The following is a 23723-nucleotide window of genomic DNA, read 5'->3' on the forward strand; positions in this document are numbered from 1 at the left end:
GTTAGGTAGAGATTGGCCCCATAGACCTTGTGCCCCGGCCTCACAGCTTCGTATTTTTCTGCTGCTGCGTGCAGTGCTTCCGCTAGGCGTTCTGCCGTGATTTCTCCTTTGATCTTGATTCTCATGGCAACCTCCATCCGTAGGTGCCATCCGATGCGGGCTTGACGTAGCACACGCCTTTTTCGACGTACCACCCTGGCCTATCGCACTTCGCCAAGCTGGCGAGGCTTCCGGTTTGCGCGAAACGGTAGGCCAAGCGCCCCTCTGGCGTGTTGGCCCATGCCGCCGCCGCTTTCTCGTCCTTGGCTTCGGTGTATCCCGCGCCGTATCCGGCCTGATAGCCCGAATCCTTGCCGCTGCTGTGCATGTACCAGCCGAACAGGCCGACGCACAGGAAGGCCACGGCGATGCAGCCCGCCGCCCACTGCCACATCTGCTTTGCTGATGTGTTGTGCGCGACCTCTTGCGCTGCTGCTGCTACCGCTTGCGCCAAATCCGCCTTGGCTGCTTCCGCTGATGCTTTCACGGTTGCATCCGCCGTTACCTTGAAATTGACCAAGGTATCTTTGGCTGCTTGTGCTATCGCTTGCGGGAACTTCTCATACTGGCCTTGGTAGTGTTGCAAGGCCATGAGCACCAGCCACAGCGCATCATTGTTTTTCAGGCCGAGTGCATCCCGAACCCGGTAAAGACTTTGCCGCTCCGCGTCACTGGGTTGCCTGCCGAGCAGCTTTGCAAAGCTGTCGTCAAGGTCACTCATGGACTACGGCCTCCAATACCTTTTTAACCTCATTGCGCCACCGGGTAAGCTCCGCACGGTTGCCAATGGGCAGTTCCTTGAGTGCTATCGCAATGCTCATGCGCTTGCTGTAAATGTCATCGCTCACACGGTCGGCCAAGTCCGGGAATGTCACCGACTTCCCGCCGCGTTCCTCTACCGCCGTGCGCAGCTTGGAGCCGTTGTAAAGCTCGAATTTTTTTTCTTCTCCGAAGTGTCCATTGCGCACCACGTGAACGGCCGAGTTCGGGATTGCATCCATGTATTCCTTGAGCAGTTCGAGGCTATCCCGTTGACGGTTAATCACCCACAGCGTGACCAGCTTGCGCTTGAGTTCCGCAAGCGTGCTATTCAGTGTTTCACCGTAGGTGCTCACACCCTTGTTATTCCGCGCTGCCGTGTTGATGACCACGACGCTATCCGGTTTGCTATCGCACAAGTTCACTAGCTGAATCCATCCGTCCGCCTCATCCAGATTGATAAGCTCCGTTTCCGTGCTTTCCTTATAGGCTTTCCATACGTCCGGGTTAGAGGTGTCAGACTCAATCAGCAATACGCTTTCGCCGCGCTCTTGCAGGTAATCAACCGTTGCCATCGTGACAAGCGACTTGCCAACGCCGCCCTTGCTGCCACCGATCAGGTAAATGCTTTTCGCCATGTTGCTTACTCCTTAAATGTCGTCGCTGTCAGGTTTCGGGGTGAATGTCGCCTTTGATGTATCCGCAGGCTTCTTGACGGCGGGGAGGCGCGGGGGTGTGTCTCCCGGTGCTTGCACCGGGGCTTTTTTCGCTAGCTTTGCTCTCTGCAAGTAGCTCTTGAGCGTTGGGGTTGCGATGCTCAGACCTTCGCCGCGCAGCGTCTCTGAAATCTGGTCAAGCGTGTATCCACGCTTTTGCAAAGCCGCGATCTCTTTGGAAAGGATGCGCACGGCCTCTTGCTTGCTGTGCTCCTGCTTCTTCTTCTCTACTGGAGGCATCTCCCGCAGCTTTGCAGCGATAGCCTCTAGCTGTTCTGTTGTGTACTTCATCGTGCTAACTCCTTTGCTCACTGGTTACGGAGTTGACAGCATAGCGCCATTTGTGCTTGTTGCAAAGTGCGTCCCGTGCACCTAAACTGCTGATACGATAGTAAAGCGGTTGAGCTTAACAGGATGCGGATTGTCATACACATGGCTACGCCATGTTCCTGCCAATCCCCGCCTGCCCATTCGGCGCTTCGCTTCTCACGGTCTGGCTCATCCTGCAAGGGGCGCGCCCCTTGACCCCGGACAGTGCGGCGCTTTCGCTTCTTACTGTCCAAGACACACCCCGCCCCCGCCGCCCCGGCGAGAAGGAGACACGATGCCATTTGAAACGCAAGGGCCGGAACCGCTAGACGCCGTTATCAACGTGCGGCTGACCGCAGCGGAGAAGGCCCGTCTGAAAGAGGATGCCGACCTTGCCGGGTTGAGCATGTCGGAGCTTGTCCGCCGCCGTTACTTCGGCAGGCCGATCATTGCCAACGCCGACGCCGTGATGCTCAAAGAGCTACGCCGCATCGGCGGCTTGCTTAAACACATTCACAACGAAAGCGGAGGCGTTTACAGCAAGGAAACAGCCGGAGCGCTGCTGGCAGTGAAAGCCTACATCGAGAGGTTGAGCCGTGATCGTTAAGAAGGTGCCGAACTCAAAAACCAAGCACAAGACGGGGAGCATCCGCGACTTGGCCGACTACATCCGCGAGCCGCACAACCAGAACCCGGATGAAAAGGTGCCGTACGCCAACGGGCGCGGTTTCCTCTGTGACGGCCACGCCGCACAGCGTGAAGAAATGGTAGCCCTTGCCGCTGAATCCGTGCGCAGCAAGAACCCGGTCAATCACTACATCATGAGTTGGCGAGAGGGCGAGCAGCCCAGCCCGGAGCAGGTGGAAGAAGCAGTAAGCATCTTCATGGAAGAACTCGGATGGAAAGACCACCAGGCCATCTACGGCTTGCACAAAGATACGGACAATATCCATCTGCACATCGCCATCAACCGTGTGCATCCTGAAAAGCTCAAGATTGTCGAGATTAACCGGGGCTTTGATATCGAAATGGCGCACAAGGCCATTGCCCGGATTGAGCACGCGCAAGGCTGGCAGCGTGAGCAAAACGGGCGCTATCAGGTGTTGGAGAACGGGGAGCTAGGCCGAGCGCCATACGACCCGGAAAAGCCACGCCAGCCCGACCAGAAGAAGCGGGACATGGAGAACCGCACCGGGGAGAAGTCAGCCCACCGTATCGCCATCGAGGACGGTGCAGCCATCATCAAGCAGGCGCAAAGCTGGGAGCAGTTGCACCGCGAGTTAGCAGCCAAGGGGATGCGCTACGAGAAAACCGGCAGCGGGGCAACCGTGTTTGTCGGGGATGTTGGCGTGAAGGCCAGCGACGTAGACCGCAACGCAAGCCTTGCCAAGATGCAGAAGCGTCTAGGCGAGTATCAGCCCGCGCCGCAGCATCAGCAGGTAGCGCAGCGCGAGCCGGAGCCTATCAAGCCAGACGTGCCGGGCTGGAAGGACTACATCACCGGGCGCAAGGCTCATTACGCCGCAAAGAACGCGGCCAAGCTGGCGCTGGACAAGCAGCAGGAGCAGGAGCGCAAGCAACTGGCCGAGCAGCAGAAGGCCCGCCGCGATGAACTCATGCGCGGCAACTGGAAAGGCAAGGGCGAAGTGCTCAACGCCATGCGCAGCGTGATTGCCGCCGAGCAGGCCGCAGAGAAAGCCGCTTTGAAAGAGAAACACCAGAAGCAGCGTGAGCAGTGGCGGCAGCAGTTCCGCCCCTATCCCGACCTGGAGCAGTGGCAGCGGATGCAGAAAAGCCCGGAGCTTGCCGAGCAGTGGCGGCACCGGGCCAGTGAACCGCAGCGCATCGAGGGCGACCGCAGCGAGCCGCCGACGGTGCGAGACATCCGCGCCTATGTGCCGGAAATCGTCGGTCAGCAGGTGCACTACAGCCGCAAGGACGAAGCGGGGAGGGGCGGGGGTGTGTCTTTCGTGGACAAGGGCAAGAGCATCGACATTCACGACTGGCGCAACCGGGACAGCACGCTTGCCGCCTTGCAGCTATCGGCGCAGAAGTGGGGCAGCTTCACCGTGACAGGGTGCGACGAATACAAGACCATGTGCGTGAAGTTAGCAGCAGAGCACGGCTTCAAGATCACGAATCCTGAGCTTCAGGAGAGCATCCAGCGGGAGCGGCAGCGGATACAGCAGGAGAGGGCGCAAGCGATGAAATCGGAGCAGCTAAAGCAGTTCGAGCGGTACGCGGAAGCGGTAGGCGCGGAGCGTTACCGGGTGACAAGCATCAAGATGCGCGAGGACGGCGGCAAGCAAACCTTCATCCTCGACAAAAAGGACGGCATCACGCGGGGTTTCACGCCGCAGGAGATTGAGCAGCGCACGCCGGAGATGCAGCGCCTACAGCGCAGGGGCGAAAACCTCTACTACACGCCGCTATCGGACAAGAAGCATCACATCCTGATCGACGACATGAGCCGGGAGAAGCTGGAGCGGCTTATCAAGGACGGCTACCAGCCCGCCGCCGTGCTGGAATCCAGCCCCGGCAACTATCAGGCCATCATCACCGTGCCGAAGCTGGGGACGGTCCATGACAAGGACGTGGGCAACCGGCTGAGCGATGCCCTGAACCGCGAATACGGCGACCCGAAGCTATCGGGCGCTATCCATCCGCACCGCGCACCCGGCTACGAGAACCGCAAGCCCAAGCACCAGCGGGAGGACGGCAGCTATCCCGAGGTGCGCTTGCTCAAGGCCGAGCGCCGCGAGTGCGTCAAGGCGCTGGCTCTGTCCAGCCAGATCGACGCCGAGTATCAGCGGCAAGCCGCCTTGAAGGCGCAGCAGCCCGAGCGCAGCAAGGCCAAGCCCGCCTTGGAGCTTGCAGCGGCCAGCGGCAGCGCGATCGACGCCTATCAGCGGCATTACCGCGACGTGCTCAAGCGGCAGCGGGGCGGCGAGGTGGATTTGTCCCGCGTGGATTCCATGATTGCCGTGCGGATGCGCGTTACCGGCCACGATCAAGCCGCCATCGAGGGCGCTATCCGCCAGTGCGCCCCGGCCACCCGGCAGAAGGACGAGGGGCGCGACTGGAACGACTACGCGCAGCGCACCGCCCGCTATGCCTACAGCGCCGCAGGCGACCGGCAAGCCGCCGAGCTTGGGAAGTACCGCCAGCAGTGGGAGAAGCTGGAAGGGGAAGGACGAGGGGCGCGACTGGAACGACTACGCGCAGCGCACCGCCCGCTATGCCTACAGCGCCGCAGGCGACCGGCAAGCCGCCGAGCTTGGGAAGTACCGCCAGCAGTGGGAGAAGCTGGAAGGGCGCGAGCCTGTACGCCAGCAGGAGCAGGCCAAGGCGCAGAAGATCGAGCGCGACAACTCACCCGGCATGAGTCGATAAGACTTGATGTAACTACAAAAAGACGCTACAATAAGAACGCAATGGAACTTGAATGGGACGCCGATAAAGCGGCACGAAACCTGAAAAAGCACGGCGTTTCCTTCGAGGATGCCGAGCTTGTTTTTTACGACTCCGGGCGGGTTGAAGCCTACGACGGACGCGAGGACTACGGGGAAGATCGTTGGGCAACGATTGGGCTTGCCTACTCGGCTGTCCTGTATGTGGTCTACACCGTCCGACACGAGGAAACCATCCGCCTTATCTCTGCGAGGAAAGCAAATGCCGACGAAAGAAAGCAATATCGTGAAGCGAACTCTTGACCTCAAGAAGCCGCCACAGTTGAGCGCCGAGCAGAAGGCGCGACTGGATGCCGTGGCCTCGATGCCGGATGAGCAGATCGACTATAGCGATGCACCCTATCTGCCTGATGCTGTCTGGATGAAGGCAGCGGAGCAATTGCCCCACACCAAGAAGCAAATCACGCTGCGCATTGATGCCGAAGTGTTGGAGTTCTTCAAGCACACCGGCAAGCGTTATCAGTCGCGCATGAATGCTGTTTTGCGCTCCTACGTTGAGGCGCACAAGGCGCACGCGAAATGAGCGGCGACGACAAGCAGCTTGAGCTTGAAGCCCTCGCCGCCGTGGGCGAAATGCTCTTGTTCGACCAAGCCAGAGGCAACCCGGAAGAAGCCGCCCGCATCCTGCGATGTGCGCGGCTTTTTGCTCGTTCAGAGGATGCCGCGCAGCGTCTCAGCGAGCTATGCAACGAGGCGGGCAGTGATGCGACTTGGCGCGAAAACATCGTGGAGGAACTGCAAGACCGAGAGGACTTGCAAGCCGCCGAGGCAGCGATGGAAGCCCGCCGACAGGCCCAACTTGTTGCGCAAGCGGATAGTGTCGACACGGCCTTGCAGACCCTAATGGACGAGGTAGCGGCGGACACCTTCGGCAGTCTCGATGAAGGATATGCGGCACAGGCGCAGGCCGAGGCCGTGAAGGCGTGGCAGGGCAGGCAGTGAGCGGCATTTGTTGGTGTTTCATCGTAACCCGGCAAGTGTTCTGTCATTTTCAGAAGACGACTGCACCATTCAGCGCGGTTTGAAGCCTGTTGTGCATACGGCTCCTGATAACCCGATATCAGGATTCCTCTGCACAAAACTCGTCTATGCTCAATACTCGTGTGCACCAAAGCGAGGTGAGCATGGCGACCGATACCGCACCGATTACCGAGCACGGCGTGGCCACCCTGCCAGAACAGGCATGGGAGCGTGCGCGTCGTCGTGCGGAGATCATTGGGCCGTTGGCGCAGTCGGAGACGGTTGGGCATGAAGCGGCCGACGCGGCAGCCCAGGCATTGGGGCTGTCCCGGCGGCAGGTCTACGTCCTGATCCGCCGTGCCCGGCTAGGTTCGGGGCTGGTCACTGACTTGGCTCTTGGGCAGTCGAGCGGTGGCAAAGGTAAAGGCCGCTTGCCGGAGTCGGTCGAACGAATCATCCGCGAGTTACTGCAAAAGCGCTTCCTGACCAAGCAGAAGCGTAGCTTGGCGGCGTTCCACCGCGAAGTTGTGCGGGCGTGCAAGCTGCAAAAGCTGCGGGTGCCGGCGCGCAACACGGTGGCACTGCGGATCGCCGGCCTCGATCCGCGCGAGGTCACTCACCGCCGGGAAGGACAAGATGCCGCCCGCGACCTGCAAGGTGTTGGTGGTGTTCCGCCACCCGTCTCCGCGCCGCTGGAGCAGGTGCAGATCGACCACACAGTCATCGACCTGATCGTGGTGGACGAGCGCGACCGGCAACCGATTGGCCGTCCGTACCTGACCCTCGCCATCGACGTATTCACCCGCTGCGTGGTTGGCATGGTCGTTACGCTGGAAGCCCCGTCCGCCGTCTCGGTCGGCTTGTGCTTGGTGCATGCCGCCTGCGACAAGCGCCCTTGGTTGGAAGGGTTGAACGTAGAGATGGATTGGCCGATGAGCGGCAAGCCCAGACTGCTCTACTTGGACAACGCGGCTGAGTTCAAGAGCGAGGCGCTGCGCCGTGGCTGCGAGCAGCATGGCATCCGGTTGGACTATCGCCCGCTCGGGCAGCCGCACTACGGCGGTATCGTGGAACGGATCATCGGCACGGCGATGCAGATGATCCACGACGAATTGCCGGGGACGACCTTCTCCAATCCTGACCAGCGCGGGGAATACGCCTCCGAGAAGATGGCCGCCCTGACACTGCGCGAGCTGGAGCGCTGGCTCACATTGGCGGTCGGCACCTATCACGGCTCTGTGCACAACGGCCTGCTCCAACCGCCGGCCGCGCGCTGGGCCGAAGCTATCACGCGGACCGGCGTGCCAACCGTCATCACTCGCGCTACGGCTTTTCTGGTCGATTTTCTGCCCATCATCCGCCGCACGCTGACCCGCACCGGCTTCGTCATCGACCACATCCACTACTACGCCGATGCGCTCAAGCCGTGGATAGCTCGGCGGGACCGCTTGCCTGCGTTCCTGATCCGGCGCGACCCGCGCGACATCAGCCGCATATGGGTGCTGGAACCAGAGGGGCAGCACTACCTGGAAATTCCCTACCGTACCTTGTCGCACCCGGCTGTCACCCTCTGGGAACAACGACAGGCGCTGGCGAAATTGCGGCAGCAAGGGCGCGAACAGGTGGATGAGTCGGCGTTGTTCCGCATGATCGGCCAGATGCGCGAAATCGTTACCACCGCGCAGAAGGCTACGCGCAAGGCGCGGCGCGACGCGGATCGACGCCAGCATCTCAAGGCAACGGCACCGCCTGTCAAAACCACGCCACCACCGGGCGCTGACATGGATGGGCAGCAGGCAGACAACCAGTTGCCGGCCAAACCGTTCGACCAGATTGAGGAGTGGTAGCCGTGGAAGAATATCCCATCATCGACTTGTCCCACCTGCTGCCGGCGGCCCAGGGCTTGGCCCGTCTCCCGGCGGACGAACGCATCCATCGCCTTCGCGCCGACCGCTGGATCGGCTATCCGCGAGCAGTCGAGGCGCTGAACCGGCTGGAAACCCTGTATGCGTGGCCAAACAAGCAACGCATGCCCAACCTGCTGCTGGTAGGCCCGACCAACAACGGCAAGTCGATGATCGTCGAGAAGTTCCGGCGCACGCATCCGGCCAGAGCCGACGCCGACCAGGAGCACATTCCGGTACTGGTCGTGCAGATGCCATCCGAACCGTCGGTAATCCGCTTCTACGTCGCGCTGCTCGCGGCGATGGGTGCGCCATTGCGACCGCGCCCACGGCTGCCAGAAATGGAACAACTGGCGCTGGCACTGCTGCGCAAGGTCGGCGTGCGCATGCTGGTGATCGACGAGTTGCACAACGTCTTGGCCGGTAACAGCGTCAATCGCCGGGAATTCCTCAATCTCCTGCGCTTCCTCGGCAATGAACTGCGCATCCCACTGGTCGGGGTCGGCACGCGCGACGCCTACCTGGCCATCCGCTCCGATGACCAGTTGGAAAATCGCTTCGAGCCGATGATGCTGCCGGTATGGGAGGCCAATCACGATTGCTGCTCACTGCTGGCCAGTTTCGCCGCTTCGCTTCCACTGCGGCGACCCTCGTCGATTGCCACGCTGGACATGGCCCGCTACCTGCTCACACGCAGCGAGGGCACCATAGGCGAACTGGCGCACTTGCTGATGGCGGCGGCCATCGTCGCCGTGGAGAGCGGAGAGGAAGCGATCAACCACCGCACGCTCAGCATGGCCGACTACACCGGCCCCAGCGAGCGGCGGCGGCAATTCGAGCGGGAACTGATGTGAAGCCAGCGCCACGCTGGCCACTGCATCCGGCCCCCAGAGAAGGCGAAGCCTTGTCTTCGTGGCTCAACCGCGTGGCCCTTTGCTATCACATGGAGGTGTCCGAGCTGCTGGAGCACGATCTTGGTCACGCTCAGGTTGATGACCTGGATACCGCGCCACCACTGGCGCTGTTGGCGATGCTCTCCCAGCGGAGCGGCATCGAGCCGGACCGGCTGCGTTGCATGAGTTTCGCCGGCTGGGTGCCTTGGCTACTGGACAGCCTTGATGATCAGATTCCAGACGCATTGGAAACCTATGCGTTCCAGCTCTCGGTGCTGCTGCCGAAACTCCGCCGTAGGACGCGATCCATCACGAGCTGGCGTGCCTGGCTGCCCAGCCAGCCGATACATCGCGCCTGTCCGCTCTGTCTGAACGACCCGGCAAACCACGCCGTACTGCTTGCATGGAAGCTGCCCCTGATGCTGAGCTGCCCGCTGCATGGCTGCTGGCTGGAATCCTATTGGGGCGTGCCTGGGCGGTTTCTCGGCTGGGAGAACGCCGACACTGCGTCGCGCACCGCCAGCGACGCGATTGCAGTGATGGACCGGCGTACCTGGCAGGCACTGACGACCGGCCATGTGGAACTGCCGCGCCGACGCATCCACGCTGGTTTGTGGTTTCGACTGCTACGCACGCTGCTCGATGAGCTGAACACCCCGCTTTCGGCGTGCGGAACCTACGCGGGGTATCTTCGCCAAGTCTGGCAAGGCTGCGGGCATCTGCTGCGTGCTGGGCAAAGTCTGTGGCGACCGTATGAAACCCTGAACCCGGCAATACGGTTGCAGATGCTGGAGGCGGCGGCAACGGCAATCAGCTTGATCGAGGTGAGGGATATCAGCCCGCCAGGCGAGCATGCAAAGCTGTTCTGGTCCGAGCCCCAAACCGGGTTCACCAGTGGTCTGCCGGCGAAAGCGCCGAAGCCCGAACCCGTCAATCACTGGCAACGGGCGGTCCAAGCTATCAGTGAGGCGATCATTGAAGCGCGGCACGACCCCGAGACGGCACGCTCGCTGTTCGCGTTGGCTTCCTATGGTCGGCGCGATCCCGCTTCCCTGGAACAGTTGCGCACCACCTTTGCAAAGGAAGGCATCCCCCCGGAATTTTTGTCACATTACGAGCCTAATGGGCCCTTTGCATGTCTTAGACAGAATGACGGGTTAAGTGACAACTTTTGACGGTTAGAACTTTCCGGCGCATACTGTCACATAATCGAACGTATATGTGACAGGTATGACATGCTAATCGGCTACATGCGGGTATCGAAGGCGGATGGCTCCCAGGCCACTGACTTGCAGCGCGACGCGCTGATCGCCGCCGATGTCGACCCGGCGCATCTTTACGAAGACCAGGCATCCGGCAAGCGCGAGGATCGTCCCGGCTTGGCGAGCTGTTTGAAGGCGTTGCGTTCAGGGGATACCTTGGTCGTATGGAAGCTCGACCGGCTCGGGCGCGACCTTCGGCACCTGATCAACACCGTGCACGATCTGACTGGGCGTGGCGTCGGTCTCAAGGTGCTGAGCGGCCACGGTGCGGCCATCGACACGACGACCGCTGCTGGCAAACTGGTCTTCGGCATCTTCGCCGCACTGGCCGAATTCGAGCGCGAGCTGATCGCAGAGCGCACAGTAGCGGGCTTGGCCTCGGCGCGGGCGCGCGGTAGGAAAGGTGGTCGGCCTTTCAAGATGACCGCCGCCAAGCTGCGCCTGGCGATGGCGGCAATGGGGCAGACTGAAACTAAGGTCGGCGACCTGTGCCAAGAGCTCGGCATCACGCGACAGACCTTGTACCGGCATATTTCTCCCAAGGGGGAATTGCGCGCAGATGGAATACGACTGCTGTCCAAGATGTAAAAGAAAAACTGGCCTCTACATGGTCAGCACGGATTCGAGGATGACGGCGCTCATCGCGGCATCAATTCACCTATTCACGCCGTCAAATCAGCTTTTTTGTACTGCCATTTGACGCGATGACCGCGAATTGATCGTAAAAACCACCACAATGATGAATAACACAGCGAATTGCGCTGAGAGTGTTTGCCACGACGGATAGATGCCCAGCAGATCAATGCGTGGGATCGATATTGGGCTGGTATGCAATAACCCTGCTTCTTGCAGACCTGCGATGCCCTTGCCTGCCAAGACCACGGCAAGTATGGCTACCAGCAGTGAGCTGGCAGCGAAGAACTGGCCAATCGGCAGGCGCGCACTGGTGCGCAGCAGCACGACTGCCAGCAGGGCCAGGATTCCCATGCCAGTGCCCAAGCCCGCCAGCAGGGGCCAGCCATTTCCTTCTGTCCAGAGCGCTGCGTAGAACAGCACCGTCTCGAACACCTCACGCGGAACGTGTCAATGAATATGCTGCACCCGGGATCATGAATTGACTGTGCAGGGTGATGGCGTTTGCGTGGTGACGATCTCCGGCGCGGGTGGGTTGATCCAGACCGCAGTGGGCAGTTTGCCGGGCGTTGGGCGAAGGCCCTTGAAGCGCCGGGGAGAGGCCCGGAACGCGGTGTCGAGCGCGGTCTGGCGGAGTTCACGCAGGGCCGGTGCAAGCCCATAGTGAACGGCCTGGGGTGTCATGTAGCCGATGCTTGAGTGGCGGTGCTCGGTGTTGTACCAGGCGAAGAAGGCCTGACAGTGCAGGCGAGCATCCTCGATGCAGCCGAAGCGGGCCGGGAAGTCCGGGCGGTACTTCATGGTTTTGAACTGCGACTCCGAGTACGGGTTGTCGTCGGAGACATGGGGCCGACTGTGGCTCTTGGCGATGTCGAGATCGACCGTGAGCGGCCAGCGGTCCCCCGTCAGGCGAGCCTGATCAATCCGGGATTTGCGGCGGCTGCCAGCGATGAGGCAACAAGTCGTCGATGCGGCTGTTGAGGTGGGTGGGCAGCCGATCGAGCACGTCGCGCAGGTAGGCCCAGGGTTCGAGCCCGTTGAGCTTGGCCGACTGCACCAGGCTCATGACCACGGCCGCACGCTGGCCGGCGAGTTCGCTGCCACAGAACAACCAGGCCTTCCTGCCCATGGCCCAGGGCTTGATCTGGCGTTCGAGGTGGTTGTTGTCCACGGGCACCGCCCCGTCGAGCAGGTGGCGCGTCAACGCTGGCCAGTGGTTGAGGCTGTAGTCGATGGCGTTGGCCGTGGCGCCGCCATCGGCGACACGACCGCGTTCGAGCTTGAGCCAGGTGTGCAACTCCTGCCACAGCGGCGTGGCGATGCGTTGACGGGCCTGCGTTCGCGTCGGGCCGTCCATGCCGGCGAACGACTTCTCGGCATGGTAGATCGCCGCGAAGCGCACGATCGCCTGGGTGGCCAGGGTGCTCTTGCCGGACTTGGCGAGTTCGTCGAACTTGCGTCGGGCGTGCGCCGCACAGGCCGCCGAGACACGCTGCGGGAAGACCTTGGGGTCGAGCACCGAGTCATAGCCGCCGTAGCGGTCGCACACGAGCGTGCCGCTCCAGGGCGGATCCCGGCTCTCGGCGGGCCGGTCGGCCTGGCTGCCGGGTGGACTGGGCAGCCCGCCCAGGAAGGCCAGCGGGTACTTGCTGCCCCGCCCCGGACAGAAGTCGTAGACCACGCCGGGCCGGGGATCGAATTCCCCGCGTGCATAGGCCCAGACGTACGCTTTCCTGGTCTTGCCTGCACCCGGGTCCAGCATGTCCACCGTCGTCTCGTCGGCCTGCACGACCGCGCTGCCCAGCACGAAGCGCTTGAGCGCCTCGTACAGCGGGTGCAGCGCCGCGCCCGCCTGACCGGCCCACGCGGCCAGCGTCGAGCGCGGGGTGTGCACGCCCGAGCGGGCATTGATCGCCTCCTGCCGGTAGTACGGCACATGGTCGGCGAACCGGCTGATGAGCGTGTACGCCACCAGTCCGCTCGCCGGGATGCCCCGCTCAATGATCTGCGGCTCGGCGGGCTCCTGCACCAGGCGATCGACGCCCTGGCGCTGGCAGCACCGGCAGACCCACTTGCCCCGGATGTGCCGGTGCACGAAGGGGTCTCCTCGTTTTCAGTGCAATAAGTGACGGTACGCAAAGCTAGCACTGGCGCGGGGGTGGTCTGGGTAGACCGTTGATTTCATTGACTTTCCTGTTCGCTTTGTAAACGGGTATGGTGGCCTCCCACTTTTGAGGTTCACGATGCAGGGTTGGCACACAACGTTTTTGGGGATGCGTGGGCTCCCCCGCGATATCAGCGACTTCGAGATGAAGGCATTTTTCACCTTCGATGGTGCCGAGCGCGACGCAATCAATGCACGCCGAGGTGATTCCCACAAGCTTGGTCTGGCGCTCCATATTGGTTTCCTGCGCATGAGTGGGCGTTTGCTCGGTGCCTTTCGGGTAATTCCAGTAGCCTTGTGGCGCCACCTTGGCAACGAGCTTGGCATTGCAGCACCAGAAGTCGCCTCGCTGAGAGCCATGTATGAACGCGGGCGCACGCTATTCGATCACCAACAAGTAGCCTGCACGGTCCTTGGATTCCAGTGGATGAGCGAGCACCAGCGCCGCTCACTGGTACGTGAACTGCGCGACGAAGTGGCGCGCTGCGCCGACCGCGATCAGCTACTCGTGCGGGCGCGTCAATGGCTGTACAAGAACAAGCTGGTGATCGTGCACGAGCGGGCAATTCGGACACTGATTGCGGCGGCACTTGCCCAGCTTGAAGTTGAAACAGGCACCGCCATCGCCGCCAGCGTTGATCCAGCAACACTTGATCGCTGGCGAGCCTCAGTTTCAGAGCTGCGCCCAGATGGACAAACCCAGCAGAGTTGGCTATGGGCTGCACCGGCGAAACACTCAACCCGCCAAATCAGCGAGGTACTGGAGCGCATCGACCTGCTTTACACGCTGGACGTTCATAAGCACCTGGCAGACATCCCCGATCTCATCTTGCGCCGCTACGCGCGCCGACTTGTCTCCAGGCCGCCCTCAGCCGGAGCCAAGATCAAAGAGCCAGCGCGCACCGTGGAGGTCGCATGCTTTCTTCGGTATTGCCTGTTCACCACCACAGACCAGTTGATCCTTATGGTGCAGCGCCGGATCGCCGATCTGTGGCGTCAGGCTGCCGCCGATGTCCCCGCTACCGTCAATTGGGCCGCAATGTACAAAACGCTGCTCGGCGAACTTGTTGCCTTGAGCGCGCAAGGTGCGGTGCCAGATGCTGAGTTGCGTGCCCGTCTTGAAGCCTTGATCACCGAAACCCAGAAACGCAAACCACCGAGCAGGGCCTCCCTGGTCCGCGAGGGATTGATTGATGGAATTCGCCCCGTGCGGTCGTTGCTCGTCGCCATTGCAAAGCTGCCCTGGCAGGCCACCGGCGAGCATCCTGCCATCGAGTACCTTGCCAAGCTGCAAGCTTTATATCTCAAAGGATCCAGAAAGCTGCCAGTTGAAGTGGTGGCACCAAGTCTGGGAATGATCTGGCAGGTTTCGATCTCCAGCCCAGACCGGGAACGGGCGTTTCAGGCGTTGGAGGTGGCCACCCTGTTTGCCCTGCGCCGCGCGGTGCGCAATGGCTCGGTCTGGATTGAGCACAGCCTGAGCTTTCGGGGTCGTGCGCGCTTGTTCTTCACGGACGAGCGTTGGCAGGCAGAGTCCAAGAAACACTATGCCCGTCTATCGTTACCCAGCAAGGCTGCCACTTTCTTGAAGCCTTTGCTGGCCAGAGTAACTGCCGGTGTCGATGCGGTGGCCGCTGCAGCCCGCAGTGGCGTACTGCGCGTGGATGATGAACTCCATTTGTCGCCATTGCCCGCAGAGGACGAAGACCCAGAAGTGACCAAGCTGCGCGCGGCTTTGGATCACCGCATCGGTGAGGTTCAATTGCCGGAAGTGATTCTGGCCGTTGACGCCCAGGTGCGCTTTAGCTGGATCATGCTCGGACGTGAGCCGCGCTCTACCGACGAGCTGCTGATGGTCTATGCCGGCATCATGGCCCACGGCACCAGTCTGACTGCGGTCGAATGCGCGCGCATGATTCCGCAATTGTCTGCCACCAGCATTCGCCAGGCCATGCGCTGGGCGCGGGACGAACGGCGTCTGAGCCAGGCCTGCCAGGCTGTGCTGGAATTCATGCAGCGACACCCGATTGCCGCCACCTGGGGGCGGTCCGATTTGGCATCTTCTGACATGATGAGCATGGAGACCACCAAACGGGTGTGGCAAGCCCGGCTTGATCCTCGGCGCAACACACCTTCCATTGGAATCTACTCCCATGTAAAAGACCGGTGGGGCATCTTCCATGCGCAGCCCTTTGTGCTCAATGAGCGCCAGGCGGGCGTGGCCATTGAAGGTGTCATCCGCCAAGAAAAGCTGGAGACCAGCCAGCTTGCTGTGGATACCCATGGCTACACCGACTTTGCCATGTCACATGCCCGTTTGCTTGGTTTTGATCTTTGCCCGCGGTTGAAGGAACTCAAACAGCGCCACCTCTTTGTGCCACGCGGCACCAAAGTGCCCGCAGAAATCGCTGCGGTGTGCGAAGCCAATGTCGACGTCGCTTTGATCGAAAAGCATTGGGATAGTCTGGTGCACTTGGCAGCCTCGGTCATGAGCGGACATGCCAGTGCGGTGGCAGCTCTTGCGCGGTTCGGTTCTGCCGCCCAGGGCGATCCAATCTATGAGGCTGGCGTGCAATTGGGGCGGTTGCTGCGTACGGCGTTTTTGGCTGACTACTTTGTCAAGGACGCTTTCAGGAACGAGTTGCGCCGGGTGCTCAATCGGGGCGAGGCTGTTAACGCCCTCAAGCGCGCCATTTATACCGGCCGGATCAGCCCGGCGCAGGCCAAACGTGTCGATGAAATGCAGGCTGTGGCCGATGCGTTGAGCCTGATGGCCAACATCGTGATGGCGTGGAATACCTCACAGATGCAGGCGGTCCTGGATCGCTGGTCGAACCGCCGCCAGGTCATTCCACCGGAACTGATCGGGAAGATTGCGCCCACCAGGCTGGAGAGCATCAACTTGCGGGGTGTGTTTCGCTTCCCGGTTGACCGCTATGCTGACCAAATCCTGCCTTCGCGGCCAAATGCATCGATAACTGGCACCAATGGATGAAACCGACCACGGTTTGACGCCACGAATCGCAGATTTGAAAGTGAACAGGAAAGTCAATGAAATCAACGATCTACCAACACCACCTCCGCGCCAGTGCTAGCTTTTCGTACCGTCACTTATTGCACTGAAAACGAGGAGACCCCGGCTTTGGCAAAATTCTTGTAAGGGTAGCGCAAGCGATGCAGCAAGGCTGGAAAAGTTCCTCAGAGCTTTCTTTGCGTGAAATTCTTACGCGCACTGCGTAATGGAGCCTTTCTTTGAGATGTAATCGGCTTAATGCCTATACTTGAAATTAGCTCCTGTGCTGAAGTTAAACTGGCCTGGGAATCACGCAATGCTGATTCAGCATTCTCGGCACGGTTATTCGCACTTGTAAGCATTTGGTTTAGATTCGCAACCTGAGGTGCATACATAGAAATTCTGATTTCAGATGCGTCAAGCGACGATCTTAATTTGCCAATATCTTCCAGTAGGCTGTTTATTTTTGCGCGAGATGTTTTCTCAATGGTGTCTTTATCAGACTTGAGTTGATCGTTAATCAGCTTTAGATTTCGTCCTTCATCACGGGCTTGGTCAATCTGCATTTTTGCAAAATTCACCTCACCGACTAATCGCTTATTCTGATCCGCCATGGAACTGCGTAGAGCTTCCAGCTCAGCTGTAAATCGTTGCTCAGAATTCTCACGCGCAATGCGTTCTTGCTGAGCACGGGTTTCGGCATCGGCAATCTTTAGTAGTGCGTCTTCCCGGCTTTGCCGTTCAACAGCAAGTTGTTGCTCAGCATCTGCCCGCCGCTCTTCGGCCCGCTCGCGTTCCTTGTTCGCTTGCTCGATCCGCTTGGAAGCATCGATCTCGATCCGCTCCACCTCATCACGGGCACTTTGCAGCTCGCGCCGTACCTGTGTGACGGTAGCTGCTGACTCTTCGCGCAGCTGGTCGAAGCTGGACTGGGCCTCTGTGACCGCCAGCGCCCAAATGTCCGTCAGTGCCTCACCAACCTTTTCCAGCACCACCTGGGGCAGTTGGGTGCCGGTGATCTGCACAGCACAGCGATCACGAAGTGATTGCCAGAAGTTTTTGAGATCGCTGTTGATGTCGGTAAGCGAGCCGAGGCGGGTGTACGAGTGCACGACCGTGGCACTTGGATAGATGCCGTACCGAAGGAACAGGAGCGTAGCTGCCTCACGGGTCAAGTCTGCCCGCTTTGTGTAGCGCTCAGCCAGGCTGTCGATCTCTGCCCGAATCTCTGTTTCGACAACTGGATCAATCTTTTCACTCTGGCGTGCCATCTGAACCTCACAAATTTGACGAGAAAAACCGTTTCGAGGGTGCTTTTGCCTCTGTGCAGATGCTAAACACGCGGTCAAAAGGTGTCAAGTTATACGTAATATAACGTTATAAAAATAATGATTTAGGGATTGAATTTATGATTACTGCCATAATCGAAAGTAGCTTGTGAGGGGAGCCGAGGGGCGGTAGAATTCCGTGAAACATCGCCCGCTAAATCACGCGAAAATGGTCAACTTCCAAAGCGAAATCAACGACATAGGTTGCTCGGTCGAAATGTCGTGAAACACCATCTGGCGCCAATCTGCGCAGGTGATAGGGGTGGGTGAAAAAGGACGAAACCATGACCAATGAGACAAAGCTGCTGGGATTCACACCAGCTGGGCCAGGCGCCGTTGAGGAGCGCTGGCAGCACGTCGAAGTGGAGGTGATGGACTGGGATCGTGTCGATGATCGCCAGGCGCTCAAAACATGGCTGGACAGCTACGCCCACGGGCCAGCGACCACGCTGCGCAATGTCACCAAGGAAGCCGAGCGCTTCCTGCTGTGGATGGAGCATAAGCACGGCGAAAACACGCGGCTGCTGCCGCTGGCAACTATCAAGGATGCCAATGGGTTTCTTGACTACCTGAACGCCCCCTATGCCCTGCCAAAGCCGCTGTTAGAACGCCATGGCAGGGCCAAGCAACCCATTGCAGGCCCACTGGCACGATCCAGTATCCGGCAGGCCATAGTCGTGCTGCACAGGATGTTTGAGGCACTGCGCAACCTGCCGGATGAGGCCGGTAAGCCCTACATCCTCTTCAACCCCTGGAAGCTGGTGAAGGATGGCGCAACGACAGAGGAGCCGAGTGAATTTGATGAGGTCGAAGCCGCCTTCTCCGAAGAGGAGTGGGCCGCAGTTCAAGAAACCATAGAGCTACTGCCCCAGAACACGGCACGGGAGCAACTTCACTATGCGCGTTCGCGCTGGATCATGCAGCTGATGTACCGCACCTGGCTACGTCGTGAGACAGTCGCAAACCTCACCATGGCCGACTTCCAGCAAACCCAGCATGGCTGGATAGTGCGTGTGGTGGGCAAGGGCGGCAAGAAGAGCAAACTGGTAGCCACTAGCCAGCTGATGCAGGAGCTGAGAGCCTATCGAGTCGCCAACGGCTTACTACCGGAGCCGGGTATCGGGGAGGTCAGGCCAGCAGTGCTGCCCATCGTCGGCAGTGGTGCGCTCACAGGCCAGGCCATTTACCTGATCTGCAAAACCATCTTTGCTGCGACCGCTGATCGCATGGAGGATCTGTCCCCCGTGTCTGCGCAACGGTTGCGTTCTGCTTCACCCCACTGGATGCGGCACACCGGGATCACAGCAGCCATGGAAGCCCATGTGGACCCGCGATATGTGCAAGCACAGGCCCAGCATTCAAGCCTCAAGATCACCAATCGGTACGATCACAAGCGCAGGCAGAACTGGCGCGATCAGATGGAAAGCATGGGATAAAAAAAAGCCTCGCTGGATCAGCGAGGCAGTCTCTGCAGTGCAGCTCACGCTTGCATGCGAGCGTTGAGGATGGTCAACATTGCCAGATTACGGGCCAGGCCGCGAGCAACCATCTTCTCCAGCGGTTCAGAGGCCAGAGATTCGCAGACGGCTTGAGAAACCCGGCGAGTGTTGATCATGTTGCCGTCTTCATCGTACATGTCCACGGCAACCCACAAAGCACCTTCCGGGCCTTGGTAGGCCGGTATATCGTTCCAGGTGCTGAGCAAGTCATCCTCAGAGTCAAACATGGCAGTAGCCAGCTCGACAGACTCATTCGTTTCGTCATGACTGTAGACCAGTTTGAGAAAGCCAACAGCATGCTCTTGATCGACTTCAACGGTCATGATTGCCTCCGATTACTCTTTAAGCAACTTCTCAATAATTTCGTTAACAGCCCGCTCTGTGGCGTCAGCGACTATTTGATGCATCGAAAACTCAGAGTTATCAGAAGCATATTTAAGCCGCGCAGCCTTATATTCAGTCAGGCGTAAATTGAACAATGGAATAGCCCGTTTGTTGTTCAGGCCGTCCCATGGAAAAGTCTGTACTTCTTCAGAAACGCCACCGGCAACAAATTCTTCTGGGGTTGTTGGGGGTGCAGTCGTGCGAGGAGGCTTGCTAAATCCAGCCTTCTTTGAAGGGTCAGATGTCGTCATTGAATATCTCCTCGTACAAGCTCATGATTTCCGATTTAGCCTTTGGAGCTGCGTTGGGCATTTCAACAACAGACAAACCAGTGGAGGCTGCACGACGATAAATGGCGCGATCATGCAAGACCGTTTCCATAAGCGTAAATTCTGGATAGTCCTTGGCAAAATCACGGGCGTTTTCAGCATCTTTATCGAAAACGTGTGTTGAAGCACGATTGATCAGAATGTAAATCTGCAAGCCCGGATTAAAGGACTTAACGTCCGAATGCATCTCTTGGAGCTTTTCCAGCGTCCAAAGATCAAACTGACTTGCCTGGATTGGCGTGATCATTTTGGTAGCGCACAACATTGCCGAGCGCAAGCCTTTGTTATCACGGCCACCAGCATCAATCAATACATCATTAACACCCGCTGATTTGAGCCAGTAATCAACGGTTGGCTTGACTTCAGAATCAATCTTTTGAACAACGTTGATATGGGGTTGAATGCCCGCCAAGTCTCTTGTGTCGTTCCAGTCATTCAGCGTTGCTTGCTTGTCTGTATCCAGAACTTGAAGCAGGCCGTTGCCACCATGAGCCAGCAGTCTTTTTTGGCGAATAACGGCGATGTTTGCGCACGCCGTTGACTTGCCCGTGCCACCCTTCGAGCCACCAAAAAGGATGACGTTTTGGGTGACAGCTGGTGCGCCAGTGTCGGTATCTTTGCTCACATAAGCCTCCAGGTAGTAGTTGCAGGATCAGTTATAGCACTGGGGATGACGTCACGCTATGCAAATTATAAAAATGACGTCACGTTACAACAAAACTAAAAATGACGTCACGTCACGTCACGTTAGAACGGAGGGCGAAAAAAAACCCAAGTCACAACAAAATGTTGCGAGCTTGGGTTTCCTGGGTGTTGCTCAGGCAGTGACTATTGGCTGAATAGACAGACGCAAGTTCATAGCTCTGAGGATCAAAGTGAGGTTCCTGAGGTCAGGGTTTCCTCGTTCCGAAAGAGTCCGGTAGATAGACGTTCCATTCAAGTTAGCATCAGTGGCGACTTTGGCAATGCCTCCGTTCGCTATCGCAACTTGACGTACCGCTTGAAGCAGTTCCTTCTGACTTCCACTTGCGAGGATGCCATCAAGAACAGTTGCTACATCAGACGGGTCATCTGGCAACCCATGAACCAGGGTCGTCCTATCACCTTTCATGTCAAAGCTCCCGCAAGATAGAAAAGGCATGCACCAGTGAACAAGTCATGGCGCATGGTCGCAAGACACCGGCAAAGCGTGCTTGAGAAGTCCCGTCACAGAACGACGGAGATTGTCATACCCGGCGAGCCTGAAATCAATCAGGGTTCGTCGCGTTGTGTCCATTGTTTGCCACGCAGAGCTATCTCTGCAGCTGTGGAGCTGCGGAAATACTCAGCGGACTCGCGTGAACACGGACCATCATCAGAGCAAGTGCCAATGTAAAAACCAGCAGCCGATTGCAAAACCACAAGTGGCAGTCTTTTGCCCACGTATTGATAGGCAAGTTTTCCGAACACTGAGTGGTCATTAGAAGTGGAATGCATGGTTAGACCTCCATAGTTGTGCCGAAATTGGCATCGTATTTGCCTATGTGCATCCTGTGCGTCGTAGTCCAACCGAAGAATGAGCAGAGTTAGATAAGCTGTGCTTAAAGTCCACAACAAAATTAAATATTAAAAAATATAAATTCAGACACTAACTCAAATGAGCGGTGTTAGTATCTCTCATCGATTTTTAACTGGAGCATCAATGACAACACCGACCTACAAGGACTTGCTGAAGCAAAGAGATGAGCTGGCTGCCCAGATTGAAGAAGCCCGTAAAAGAGAAGTTGGCGATGCCGTAGCCAAGGTTCGGACAATCATTGCCGAATACGAATTGACGCCCGATCAGGTTTTTGCCCCCCAACGCAAACGCGCTGTGGATGGTGATGCCCGTGCAAAGGTCGAACCCAAATACATTGATCCTGAAACCCAAAAGACTTGGACAGGCCGTGGTAAGCCTCCCGCTTGGATTGCAGGCAAGGATCGCAGCCTTTTCGAGATCAAAGCCTGAGTCCTTATTCAAAATGAAAATGCCCGAATAAATCGGGCATTTTTTATTGATCAACCAAGAAGCTATTCGAGCCTAGGCGCAAAGGCCTCCGTTACTCCAATACGGATAGCCATAGACAACTTAGAGAATACAGAGTCGCTGAAAGAACTAGAAAACAGACCTGAGTTTTTAGCTCCCGGCCCAAAATCGTAAGTCTGAGCGTCATCATATTTAGCTTGAATAGATTCGATGGTGCCCAGCTCATCAATTAGGCCCAAAGTTTTAGCATTCTCACCATCCCAAATCTCGCCCGTATCGTATTTCACGCCTGGCTGAAGCTTGCTGGCACGCAGTTGAGCCATTTCAGTAGCAAACCGGCCACCCATCAAATTGACAATGGATTGGGCTTTCTCCTCGGCCTCTTTAGTGGGGGCAATGAAGGGGTTCAGCATGGCCTTCAGCTCACCGCTGGCGTACACCTTCTGTTGGACGTCATAACGCTCCAAGGCCTTGTGCACGTCCCAGGCCGACATGACGGCCCCGATGGAACCCACCATGGAATAGCGCCCAGCAATGATTTTGTCGGCATGCAAGGCAATCATGTACGCCGCACTGGCGCCGACGTTCTGGATCACCGCATAGACCGGCTTCTTGTGCTTCTTCTTGAGTTCGTCCAACACATAGTTGATTCGCTCCGCTTCGACCGGGGCACCGCCTGGGCTGTCGATGGCGAGCACCACGGCAACCGTGTTTTTGCGCTCGAAAGCCTTCCGTAGTGCAGGAACGATCTTCTCAGCTGATGCGAGCGTGGTATTCATGATGCTGCCTTCCACCCGCACAATCGCAACGATGGGATCGCTAGGAATGATCTGCACCCCCCCAGTCTTCGCCTCAAACGAGATGTAGAAGATCAGACCGACCAAAAAGAAAGCGGCGAACCCGGCACGCTTGATCCAGGTCCACCGCCTATTGCTACGTCGTTCCTTGATCAAATCACTCAGAACTGCATTGGCAAGAGCGGTCTGCAGTTTGGGGTCATCGGGCAAGTCCTCGACCGAAACAGAGGAAGCTGAGCTTCCCCCCCTCTTGCTAAAAAGTGAGCGAAGGAAGCCCATGACATTCTCCCGTTTCTAAGTTACGCCACCAGAGCCTGCTGAGCCTCGTTAGTTGCTTCAGCCGCATTGGTGTTGGCATCGGCTTCCAGCTTGTCAAGGTCAGCCAGCATGGCAACCAATTTTTCACGCAAAGTAGGTTCGATGCTCGCAAAAGCTGGGTCGGAACGCACTTCACGCAACGTGGCAAACATGTTTGGTGCAGCCTTCTCCACTGACCGCTTGAAAGCAACATGAGGCAGCAAAGAACGCGAAACTCGTGCCTTGCCCACTGCCTGTGCTTTCGCCAGAGCTGCTTGAAGAACTTCAAACGCCTTAGCACCATGCTTGCGCAGTACTTCGATGGCATCAGCCGCAACGACCTCCTCATTGATGACCATCTCGCGTACACGACGTTCGGCGCCAACCAAGAGCAGCAGAGCATCGTGATAGCTAGGCGAAATGTCCAAACGCTTGCAGATCGCTTCCTTGTCCACGTTGTACGAAACAAGGCGTTTTACCGTGATGCCCAGCTCATAGGGTGTCAGCTCTTCGCGGTTGTTGTTGTGCTGAACAAACCCGAAAGTCAGGTCTTCCAGCGTTGTGCCCTCCGCGCAAGGCACGGCAGGGATAGGACCTAGTGCCTCGCCCTCGGAAGTTGCCAAGTCGTAAGCATCCAAGCGACGGTGCCCGTCAGTGAGCATGTAGACGTCTTCGCCGTCCATGCGAGCAACGTACACCTCGATTGGCTCAGACTGATAAAAGCCCTCGCTCTTCATCGAGTCCGCAAGCACGCGAACACGCTTGATGTAACGAGGAGACTGCTTCATCCGAGGGTTGAAGTTCGGGATGATGCGAATCTTGTCACGGGGGATTTGCCACAAATCGCGGCTACCCGCACCGGCACTCTTGGCAGCGGCCTTACGGCTACCAGGCACAAGAACCAACTCAAACTCTTCAAAAGACTTCTGATCGTTCATGACAACCTCCGACAGTGAGGGCAA

General features: G+C 58.4%; 23 protein-coding genes and 1 pseudogene. 11 read left to right on the top strand and 13 right to left on the bottom strand.

Features of this window, described 5'->3' with window-relative positions:
* Positions 1-121: 121 nt before the first annotated feature.
* The 3 genes from JDW18_RS00120 to JDW18_RS00130 are packed head-to-tail and all read right to left on the bottom strand — an operon-like array spanning position 122 to position 1805.
* Positions 122-760 carry a DUF6753 family protein gene (locus tag JDW18_RS00120; protein ID WP_009873359.1) on the bottom strand — a complete coding sequence of 213 codons (639 nt, stop codon included), beginning with the start codon at positions 758-760 and terminating at the stop codon, positions 122-124.
* The gene (locus JDW18_RS00125) at positions 753-1436 is read right to left on the bottom strand and encodes a nucleotide-binding protein (protein WP_166312488.1); all 684 of its coding nucleotides are present in this window, start codon (positions 1434-1436) and stop codon (positions 753-755) included. The genes JDW18_RS00120 and JDW18_RS00125 overlap by 8 nt, the downstream gene beginning before the upstream one ends.
* A gap of 12 nt (positions 1437-1448) precedes the next feature.
* Complete coding sequence (locus JDW18_RS00130; RefSeq protein WP_194774086.1) at positions 1449-1805, bottom strand: protein mobC; 357 nt, start codon at positions 1803-1805, stop codon at positions 1449-1451.
* A 313-nt stretch (positions 1806-2118) separates the two neighbouring features.
* Between JDW18_RS00130 and JDW18_RS00135 the strand changes: the two genes are divergently transcribed.
* From JDW18_RS00135 to JDW18_RS00175, 8 genes are all read left to right on the top strand, one after another.
* Positions 2119-2430 (top strand): plasmid mobilization protein, encoded by a 312-nt coding sequence (locus JDW18_RS00135; RefSeq protein WP_166312490.1) that lies wholly within the window; start codon positions 2119-2121, stop codon positions 2428-2430.
* Positions 2420-5536, top strand: coding sequence for a TraI/MobA(P) family conjugative relaxase (gene traI / locus JDW18_RS00140; RefSeq protein ID WP_246609842.1), 3117 nt, complete (start codon positions 2420-2422; stop codon positions 5534-5536). The genes JDW18_RS00135 and traI overlap by 11 nt, the downstream gene beginning before the upstream one ends.
* On the top strand, positions 5496-5816 hold the full coding sequence (locus tag JDW18_RS00150; RefSeq protein WP_045286807.1) for a BrnA antitoxin family protein: 321 nt from the start codon (positions 5496-5498) through the stop codon (positions 5814-5816). The genes traI and JDW18_RS00150 overlap by 41 nt, the downstream gene beginning before the upstream one ends.
* Positions 5813-6235, top strand: coding sequence for an antitoxin MazE-like protein (locus JDW18_RS00155; RefSeq protein ID WP_166312484.1), 423 nt, complete (start codon positions 5813-5815; stop codon positions 6233-6235). The genes JDW18_RS00150 and JDW18_RS00155 overlap by 4 nt, the downstream gene beginning before the upstream one ends.
* 182 nt (positions 6236-6417) lie before the next feature.
* The gene (locus JDW18_RS00160) at positions 6418-8100 is read left to right on the top strand and encodes a Mu transposase C-terminal domain-containing protein (protein WP_031255935.1); all 1683 of its coding nucleotides are present in this window, start codon (positions 6418-6420) and stop codon (positions 8098-8100) included.
* Positions 8101-8102: 2 nt separating this feature from the next.
* Positions 8103-9011, top strand: a complete 909-nt coding sequence (locus JDW18_RS00165; RefSeq protein WP_027011230.1) for a TniB family NTP-binding protein — start codon at positions 8103-8105, stop codon at positions 9009-9011.
* Positions 9008-10225 (top strand): TniQ family protein, encoded by a 1218-nt coding sequence (locus JDW18_RS00170; protein WP_194774084.1) that lies wholly within the window; start codon positions 9008-9010, stop codon positions 10223-10225. Before JDW18_RS00165 ends, JDW18_RS00170 begins: the two co-directional genes overlap by 4 nt.
* 60 nt (positions 10226-10285) lie before the next feature.
* Positions 10286-10900 carry a recombinase family protein gene (locus JDW18_RS00175; protein WP_005303904.1) on the top strand — a complete coding sequence of 205 codons (615 nt, stop codon included), beginning with the start codon at positions 10286-10288 and terminating at the stop codon, positions 10898-10900.
* 87 nt (positions 10901-10987) lie between these two features.
* Here the strand turns inward: JDW18_RS00175 and JDW18_RS00180 are convergent.
* The 3 genes and pseudogenes from JDW18_RS00180 to tnpC form a co-directional block, all read right to left on the bottom strand.
* Positions 10988-11392: pseudogene (locus JDW18_RS00180) on the bottom strand (FTR1 family protein); the annotation flags it as partial.
* Between the two features lie 27 nt (positions 11393-11419).
* Entirely contained in the window at positions 11420-11944 is a 525-nt protein-coding gene (locus tag JDW18_RS00185; protein ID WP_166312206.1) for an integrase core domain-containing protein, read from the bottom strand.
* On the bottom strand, positions 11865-13040 hold the full coding sequence (gene tnpC / locus JDW18_RS00190) for an IS66 family transposase (protein ID WP_218239575.1): 1176 nt from the start codon (positions 13038-13040) through the stop codon (positions 11865-11867). The genes JDW18_RS00185 and tnpC overlap by 80 nt, the downstream gene beginning before the upstream one ends.
* 148 nt (positions 13041-13188) lie before the next feature.
* On the opposite strand from tnpC, the gene JDW18_RS00195 reads away from it, so the two are divergent.
* A complete protein-coding gene (locus JDW18_RS00195) occupies positions 13189-16104 on the top strand; it encodes a Tn3-like element IS1071 family transposase (RefSeq protein WP_003049965.1) in 2916 nt (971 codons plus the stop codon).
* 203 nt (positions 16105-16307) lie between these two features.
* On the opposite strand, the gene JDW18_RS00200 is transcribed toward JDW18_RS00195, so the two are convergent.
* Positions 16308-17393, bottom strand: coding sequence for a DNA-binding protein (locus JDW18_RS00200; RefSeq protein WP_218239576.1), 1086 nt, complete (start codon positions 17391-17393; stop codon positions 16308-16310).
* Between the two features lie 341 nt (positions 17394-17734).
* Here JDW18_RS00200 and JDW18_RS00205 point away from each other — a divergent pair, with 341 nt between their 5' ends.
* Positions 17735-18886, top strand: coding sequence for a tyrosine-type recombinase/integrase (locus JDW18_RS00205; RefSeq protein ID WP_218239577.1), 1152 nt, complete (start codon positions 17735-17737; stop codon positions 18884-18886).
* Positions 18887-18930: 44 nt separating this feature from the next.
* Here the strand turns inward: JDW18_RS00205 and JDW18_RS00210 are convergent, their stop codons facing one another.
* The 4 genes from JDW18_RS00210 to JDW18_RS22770 all read right to left on the bottom strand — a co-directional run bounded on the left by JDW18_RS00210 (position 18931) and on the right by JDW18_RS22770 (position 20803).
* Complete coding sequence (locus JDW18_RS00210; RefSeq protein ID WP_218239578.1) at positions 18931-19272, bottom strand: hypothetical protein; 342 nt, start codon at positions 19270-19272, stop codon at positions 18931-18933.
* Between the two features lie 12 nt (positions 19273-19284).
* The gene (locus tag JDW18_RS00215) at positions 19285-19584 is read right to left on the bottom strand and encodes a hypothetical protein (RefSeq protein ID WP_218239579.1); all 300 of its coding nucleotides are present in this window, start codon (positions 19582-19584) and stop codon (positions 19285-19287) included.
* A complete protein-coding gene (locus JDW18_RS00220) occupies positions 19571-20287 on the bottom strand; it encodes a division plane positioning ATPase MipZ (RefSeq protein ID WP_218239580.1) in 717 nt (238 codons plus the stop codon). Before JDW18_RS00220 ends, JDW18_RS00215 begins: the two co-directional genes overlap by 14 nt.
* Positions 20288-20479: 192 nt before the next feature.
* On the bottom strand, positions 20480-20803 hold the full coding sequence (locus tag JDW18_RS22770) for a helix-turn-helix domain-containing transcriptional regulator (RefSeq protein WP_343216750.1): 324 nt from the start codon (positions 20801-20803) through the stop codon (positions 20480-20482).
* A 540-nt stretch (positions 20804-21343) separates the two neighbouring features.
* Between JDW18_RS22770 and JDW18_RS00225 the strand changes: the two genes are divergently transcribed.
* Positions 21344-21649: an H-NS histone family protein gene (locus JDW18_RS00225; RefSeq protein ID WP_218239581.1), complete on the top strand. Its 306-nt coding sequence runs from the start codon at positions 21344-21346 to the stop codon at positions 21647-21649.
* A gap of 62 nt (positions 21650-21711) precedes the next feature.
* On the opposite strand, the gene JDW18_RS00230 is transcribed toward JDW18_RS00225, so the two are convergent.
* Both JDW18_RS00230 and JDW18_RS00235 read right to left on the bottom strand, forming a co-directional pair.
* Positions 21712-22743: a S49 family peptidase gene (locus tag JDW18_RS00230; RefSeq protein WP_218239582.1), complete on the bottom strand. Its 1032-nt coding sequence runs from the start codon at positions 22741-22743 to the stop codon at positions 21712-21714.
* A 20-nt stretch (positions 22744-22763) separates the two neighbouring features.
* On the bottom strand, positions 22764-23699 hold the full coding sequence (locus tag JDW18_RS00235) for a ParB/RepB/Spo0J family partition protein (protein ID WP_218239583.1): 936 nt from the start codon (positions 23697-23699) through the stop codon (positions 22764-22766).
* Between the last annotated feature and the right edge of the window lie 24 nt (positions 23700-23723).

It is taken from the genome of Comamonas fluminis, from assembly GCF_019186805.1.
GTDB classification, from domain to species: Bacteria; Pseudomonadota; Gammaproteobacteria; order Burkholderiales; family Burkholderiaceae_C; genus Comamonas; species Comamonas fluminis.

What these genes read in the sequence shown, in the direction of transcription:
- JDW18_RS00120 (WP_009873359.1), bottom strand. Translation starts at nt 760, where the DNA reads ATGAGTGACCTTGACGACAGCTTTGCAAAGCTGCTCGGCAGGCAACCC.
- JDW18_RS00125 (WP_166312488.1), bottom strand. Translation starts at nt 1,436, where the DNA reads ATGGCGAAAAGCATTTACCTGATCGGTGGCAGCAAGGGCGGCGTTGGC.
- JDW18_RS00130 (WP_194774086.1), bottom strand. Translation starts at nt 1,805, where the DNA reads ATGAAGTACACAACAGAACAGCTAGAGGCTATCGCTGCAAAGCTGCGG.
- JDW18_RS00135 (WP_166312490.1), top strand. Translation starts at nt 2,119, where the DNA reads ATGCCATTTGAAACGCAAGGGCCGGAACCGCTAGACGCCGTTATCAAC.
- JDW18_RS00150 (WP_045286807.1), top strand. Translation starts at nt 5,496, where the DNA reads ATGCCGACGAAAGAAAGCAATATCGTGAAGCGAACTCTTGACCTCAAG.
- JDW18_RS00155 (WP_166312484.1), top strand. Translation starts at nt 5,813, where the DNA reads ATGAGCGGCGACGACAAGCAGCTTGAGCTTGAAGCCCTCGCCGCCGTG.
- JDW18_RS00160 (WP_031255935.1), top strand. Translation starts at nt 6,418, where the DNA reads ATGGCGACCGATACCGCACCGATTACCGAGCACGGCGTGGCCACCCTG.
- JDW18_RS00175 (WP_005303904.1), top strand. Translation starts at nt 10,286, where the DNA reads ATGCTAATCGGCTACATGCGGGTATCGAAGGCGGATGGCTCCCAGGCC.
- JDW18_RS00195 (WP_003049965.1), top strand. Translation starts at nt 13,189, where the DNA reads ATGCAGGGTTGGCACACAACGTTTTTGGGGATGCGTGGGCTCCCCCGC.
- JDW18_RS00200 (WP_218239576.1), bottom strand. Translation starts at nt 17,393, where the DNA reads ATGGCACGCCAGAGTGAAAAGATTGATCCAGTTGTCGAAACAGAGATT.
- JDW18_RS00205 (WP_218239577.1), top strand. Translation starts at nt 17,735, where the DNA reads ATGACCAATGAGACAAAGCTGCTGGGATTCACACCAGCTGGGCCAGGC.
- JDW18_RS00210 (WP_218239578.1), bottom strand. Translation starts at nt 19,272, where the DNA reads ATGACCGTTGAAGTCGATCAAGAGCATGCTGTTGGCTTTCTCAAACTG.
- JDW18_RS00215 (WP_218239579.1), bottom strand. Translation starts at nt 19,584, where the DNA reads ATGACGACATCTGACCCTTCAAAGAAGGCTGGATTTAGCAAGCCTCCT.
- JDW18_RS22770 (WP_343216750.1), bottom strand. Translation starts at nt 20,803, where the DNA reads ATGCCTTTTCTATCTTGCGGGAGCTTTGACATGAAAGGTGATAGGACG.
- JDW18_RS00225 (WP_218239581.1), top strand. Translation starts at nt 21,344, where the DNA reads ATGACAACACCGACCTACAAGGACTTGCTGAAGCAAAGAGATGAGCTG.
- JDW18_RS00230 (WP_218239582.1), bottom strand. Translation starts at nt 22,743, where the DNA reads ATGGGCTTCCTTCGCTCACTTTTTAGCAAGAGGGGGGGAAGCTCAGCT.
- JDW18_RS00235 (WP_218239583.1), bottom strand. Translation starts at nt 23,699, where the DNA reads ATGAACGATCAGAAGTCTTTTGAAGAGTTTGAGTTGGTTCTTGTGCCT.